Raw genomic sequence first — 4,896 nt, 5'->3', positions numbered from 1 at the left:
CTGCCGGCGCGCTTTCCGTCCAATGTCGATCTGGCGCTCAATACGCTGGGCGCCTGGCTGGGCGGCTGTTGCGCCTGGGCGCTGGAGAAAACCGGTGTGGTGGATCGCTGGGGCCGGTTCCGGGCGCGCTGGTTTGCCGACGATGCACGCGGCGCGCTGGTGGTGCTGCTGCTGTGGCCGCTGGCCTTGCTGTTTCCGGCGGCGGTGCCGCTGGGGCTGGGGCAGGTGTTTGAGCGGCTGGAATCGGCGCTGGCCGATGCCCTGACCGATACCCCGTTTCTCGAATGGATGCCGGTGCGCGAGGTGGAACTGCAGCCGCTGGTGCCGATTGCCGAGCTGCTGTGCGTGGCGCTGGGCGCGCTGATTCCGTGCCTGCTCGGTTACTGCGTGATTCGCACGCTGTGGCAGCGGGCGGCGTTTGCGGTGACGATGCTGCTGGCGGGCGTGGCCGCGTCGGGCCTGTCGGCGGCCCTTAGCTACGGGCCCGCGCATGCCTGGGCCTGGCTGGATTTGCCGGTGCAGGTGGGCCTGGGGCTGGGCGCGGTGCTGGCGCTGATCTTTCTGGCGCTGCCGCGGCGGGCGGCGGCGGCGCTGACCCTGCTGGCGCTGGCGATCCAGCTCGGTCTGCTGAATCAGGCGCCGGCCGACCCCTACTTTGCCCAGACCCTGCAGACCTGGGAGCAGGGGCGCTTCATCCGTTTTCATGGCGTGGTGCAGTGGCTGGGCTGGCTCTGGCCCTATGCCGCCTTGCTGTACGTGCTGCTGCGGCTGTCGAGCCGGGAGCCGCCGGTGGCGCCGCCGCAACCGTAAAATTGCGCCATGACCTTATCCCCTTCCCGCCCCGCGGCGCCTGCTGCCGAGGCCGTGCCAATGGCCGACTCGTATTACGAGCGGCATATTGTCTTTTGCCTGAACCAGCGCAGCGGCGGCGAAGACTGCTGCGCCAACCACCGCGCCCAGGAGGCTTTTGACCGCTGCAAGTCGCAGGTCAAGGCCGCCGGGCTGGCCGGGCCGGGCCGGGTGCGGGTCAACAAGGCCGGTTGCCTGGACCGCTGCGCCGCCGGCCCGGTGGCGGTGGTCTACCCGGAGGCGGTCTGGTACAGCTATGTGGACGCCAGCGACATTGACGAGATTGTCGAGTCGCACCTTAAAAACGGCAAAGTGGTGGAGCGCCTGCTGACGCCGCCGCATCTGGGCCGGTAAGGCAGGCGCAGGCCGTTTTACCAGCCAAATTGGCCTCTAGCCCAAACAAAACGTGCCAATGAAGCTATTATTTTTATAGCAAAACTTTTTAGAAAATACCCTTCGGTGAACTCCCAAACCCAGAAATCCAGCATCCAGGGCCCGGCCGGTGCGCTCGACATCGCGATCGACACCCCGCCGGGCGCCTCGCGCGGTGTGGCCGTGATTGCCCATCCGCACCCGCTGTTTGGCGGCACGCTGGACAACAAGGTGGTGCAGACGCTGGCGCGCGCCTTCATTCAGTGCGGCTGGACTGCGGTGCGTTTCAACTTTCGCGGGGTGGGCGGCAGCGCCGGCAGCCACGACGAAGGCCGGGGCGAGCTGGAAGACTTGCTGGCGGTGGTGCAGCACGCCGCGCCCGAGGCGTCGGGCGCGCCGCTGGCGCTGGCCGGTTTTTCGTTTGGCGCATTTGTCACCACGCACGCCTTTGAACGCCTGCACGCCAGCCGCCGGATCGAAAAGCTCGTGCTGGTCGGCACCAGCGTCAGCCGCGCCCCGGCGGCGCCGATTGCCGCGGCCGCGCACCTCAACACCCTGGTGGTGCACGGCGAGCTGGACGACACGGTGCTGCTGCCCGCCGTGCTGGACTGGGCGCGCCCGCAGGCACTTCCTGTTACGGTTGTCCCCGGGGGCGGCCATTTCTTTCATGGACAATTGCCGCTGCTGAAAAATCTGGTGATTCGCCACCTTTCTTCGCCCTCGGTTTGATTCTTTTGAACCCTGCGGCATCCTTTCTTTCTTTTCCTTCCCTTACAGATTTCCCCGACATGCAATGCACTTTGAAGGCCCCTGGCGGCCTGCGCGGCCTCGCTGCCACCCTGTTTCTGACGTTTTCCATGGCCTTTCCGCTGGCCAATGCCCAGGCGCCCCAGGCGCAAGCCCAGGTTCAGGCTCCCCAGGCGCCTCAAGGCCCACAGGTGCCCGAAATTGCCGCGCGCTCCTACCTGCTGCTGGACATCACCGCCAACCAGATCCTGGCCGCCAAGGACATCGATTCGCCGGTGGAGCCGGCGTCGCTGACCAAGCTGATGACCGAATACCTGGTGTTTGACGCGCTCAAATCCAAAAAAATCAACCTCAAGCAGACCTTTGGCGTGAGCGAGAAGGCCTGGAAAATGCCGGGCTCGCGCATGTTCATCGACCCGAAAATGCAGGTGCCGGTGGAAGACCTGATCAAGGGCATGGTGGTGCAGTCGGGCAACGACGCCACCATGGCGCTGGCCGAGGGCGTGGGCGGCACGGTCGAGCACTTTGTCCAGCTGATGAACGAGCAGGCCAAGGCGCTGGGCATGAAGTCGACCGTGTACAAAAACCCGGAAGGCCTGACCGTGCCGGGCCATACCACCACGGCGCGCGACCTGAGCATTCTGGCGACCCGCCTGATGAATGACTTCCCCGACTACATCGGCTATTCGGCCATCAAGAAATACCGTTACCCCGGCACGCCCGCCGCCAACGACAACAACCGCAACACGCTGTTGTTTCGCGACCCGACCGTGGACGGCCTGAAAACCGGCCACACCGATGCCGCCGGCTACTGCCTGATCGCCACCGCCAAGCGCGACTTTCCCAATCTGGGGGCGGCCGGCGCGCCCGGCAGCCGCCGCCTGCTGTCGATTGTGCTGGGCACCACCAGCGACAGCGCGCGCGCCAATGAGTCGCAAAAACTCCTGAACTGGGGCTATACCGCGTTCGAGGCGGTCAAGCTGTTCGACGCCGGCCAGCCGGTGCTGACCCCGGCGGTCTGGAAGGGCAAGGCCAACACCGTCAAGCTGGGCCGGCCCGAGGCGATTGTGGTGGCCGTGGCCGCCGGCAGCGCTCCCAGGGTCAAAACCCAGGTCGCCCGCCCCGATCCGCTGGTCGCCCCGTTTGTGAAGGGCCAGTCGCTGGGCTCGCTCAAGGTCATGCTCGGTGACAACCCCGCGCCGTTCGCCGAGGTGCCGCTGGTGGCGCTGGAAACGGTTGAAGAAGCGGGCATTCTGGGCCGCGCCTGGGATGCGATCCGACTCTGGATCAAGTAAGCCGGGCGAGGCGCGTGGGGCGGATCGCAGGGCGCCGTTGCCGCGCCCCACTTGAGCCTTTTTGCTATCCGGTTTATACTAGAAGGCTTTTCCGCTTTTGGTGCGGGGAAGTTTTCGTGTATTTCATATCGTTTTCCAAACGTTTAGGGACGTTTTTCCAATGCCAACCATCAATCAGTTAGTCCGTCAGGGGCGCGAGGTCGAAAAGATCAAGTCCAAGAGCCCTGCGATGGAAAATTCTCCGCAGCGCCGCGGTGTGTGCACCCGTGTGTACACCACGACGCCTAAAAAGCCCAATTCCGCGCTGCGTAAGGTTGCCAAAGTGCGCCTGACCAACGGATTTGAAATCATTTCCTACATCGGCGGCGAAGGCCACAACCTGCAGGAACACAGCGTCGTGCTGGTTCGTGGCGGTCGTGTCAAGGACTTGCCCGGTGTGCGTTACCACATCGTTCGTGGCTCGCTCGACCTGCAAGGCGTGAAAGACCGCAAGCAGTCGCGCTCCAAGTACGGTGCGAAAAAGCCAAAAGCCAAATAAGCCGCTGGTTGACCAAAACACAAGGTGCTGTTTGCCGCATGGCGCGGTGATGCAGCGTAGTGACCCAATACCGGGTCGAGTAAGTGAAAGCCAAAATGGTTTTCGAGGTGTCTGAAGAAGATGCCAACTGAAGCAAAGAGGTGAAAAAATGCCACGTCGTCGCGAAGTCCCTAAACGTGAAATTCTTCCTGATCCCAAATTTGGTGATGTCGATCTCGCCAAATTCATGAACGTGATCATGCAAGGCGGCAAAAAAGCCGTCGCAGAGCGCATCATTTATGGCGCTCTGGAGCAAATCGAGAAAAAGAACCCCGGCAAAGACCCGCTCGAGGCTTTCCACATGGCCATCGGCAACATCAAGCCCATGGTTGAGGTGAAGTCCCGCCGCGTTGGCGGTGCCAACTACCAGGTGCCGGTTGAAGTGCGTCCGGTCCGTCGCATGGCCCTGGCCATGCGCTGGCTGAAAGAGGCCGCCAAAAAGCGCGGTGAAAAATCCATGTCCCTGCGTCTGGCCAATGAACTGATGGAAGCCACCGAAGGCCGTGGCGGCGCCATGAAAAAGCGTGACGAAGTTCACCGCATGGCCGAAGCCAACAAGGCGTTCAGCCACTTCCGTTTCTAAGGCTTTGAGCCCTGGTTCCAATACCGCGCTTTAAATTTTCCGATAGCCATTCTGCCGACTGTGCGCTAAAACGCCCAGTCGGCAGACGCGCTAAGAAAACATGGAAAGTGTTTTGGCAACAAGCCTTTGTTCGAAATCCCGAACTGAAAGTAATTTATGTCCCGCGCTACCCCGATTCAAAACTACCGCAACATTGGTATTTCCGCGCACATTGATGCCGGCAAAACCACGACCACCGAGCGGATTCTCTTTTATACCGGCGTGAACCACAAAATTGGTGAAGTGCACGACGGCGCTGCCACCATGGACTGGATGGAGCAGGAGCAGGAGCGTGGCATCACGATCACCTCTGCTGCCACCACCTGCTTCTGGAAGGGCATGGATTCGTCCCTGCCTGAGCACCGCATCAACATTATCGACACCCCGGGCCACGTGGACTTCACCATCGAGGTGGAGCGCTCCATGCGCGTGCT

7 protein-coding genes are annotated in these 4,896 nt (G+C 62.5%); all 7 read left to right on the top strand.

Features of this window, described 5'->3' with window-relative positions; all coding sequences use genetic code 11:
- A partial coding sequence (locus tag RMO23_RS13850; RefSeq protein ID WP_309682610.1) for a VanZ family protein occupies positions 1-810 on the top strand: 810 nt, incomplete at its 5' end.
- Between the two features lie 9 nt (positions 811-819).
- The gene (locus RMO23_RS13845; protein WP_405041605.1) at positions 820-1,203 is read left to right on the top strand and encodes a (2Fe-2S) ferredoxin domain-containing protein; all 384 of its coding nucleotides are present in this window, start codon (positions 820-822) and stop codon (positions 1,201-1,203) included.
- Between the two features lie 105 nt (positions 1,204-1,308).
- Entirely contained in the window at positions 1,309-1,950 is a 642-nt protein-coding gene (locus tag RMO23_RS13840) for an alpha/beta fold hydrolase (protein ID WP_309682607.1), read from the top strand.
- 59 nt (positions 1,951-2,009) lie between these two features.
- Positions 2,010-3,263: a D-alanyl-D-alanine carboxypeptidase family protein gene (locus RMO23_RS13835; protein ID WP_309682604.1), complete on the top strand. Its 1,254-nt coding sequence runs from the start codon at positions 2,010-2,012 to the stop codon at positions 3,261-3,263.
- 160 nt (positions 3,264-3,423) lie between these two features.
- The gene (rpsL, locus tag RMO23_RS13830; protein ID WP_092130055.1) at positions 3,424-3,801 is read left to right on the top strand and encodes a 30S ribosomal protein S12; all 378 of its coding nucleotides are present in this window, start codon (positions 3,424-3,426) and stop codon (positions 3,799-3,801) included.
- A 148-nt stretch (positions 3,802-3,949) separates the two neighbouring features.
- The gene (rpsG, locus tag RMO23_RS13825; protein WP_011799634.1) at positions 3,950-4,423 is read left to right on the top strand and encodes a 30S ribosomal protein S7; all 474 of its coding nucleotides are present in this window, start codon (positions 3,950-3,952) and stop codon (positions 4,421-4,423) included.
- Between the two features lie 156 nt (positions 4,424-4,579).
- The coding region (locus RMO23_RS13820; protein WP_309682578.1) for a GTP-binding protein at positions 4,580-4,896 on the top strand (317 nt) is incomplete at its 3' end.

This window comes from Polaromonas sp., assembly GCF_031411155.1.
Taxonomy (GTDB): Bacteria; Pseudomonadota; Gammaproteobacteria; order Burkholderiales; family Burkholderiaceae_C; genus Polaromonas.
This window is presented reverse-complemented; position numbering and strand designations above follow the sequence as displayed.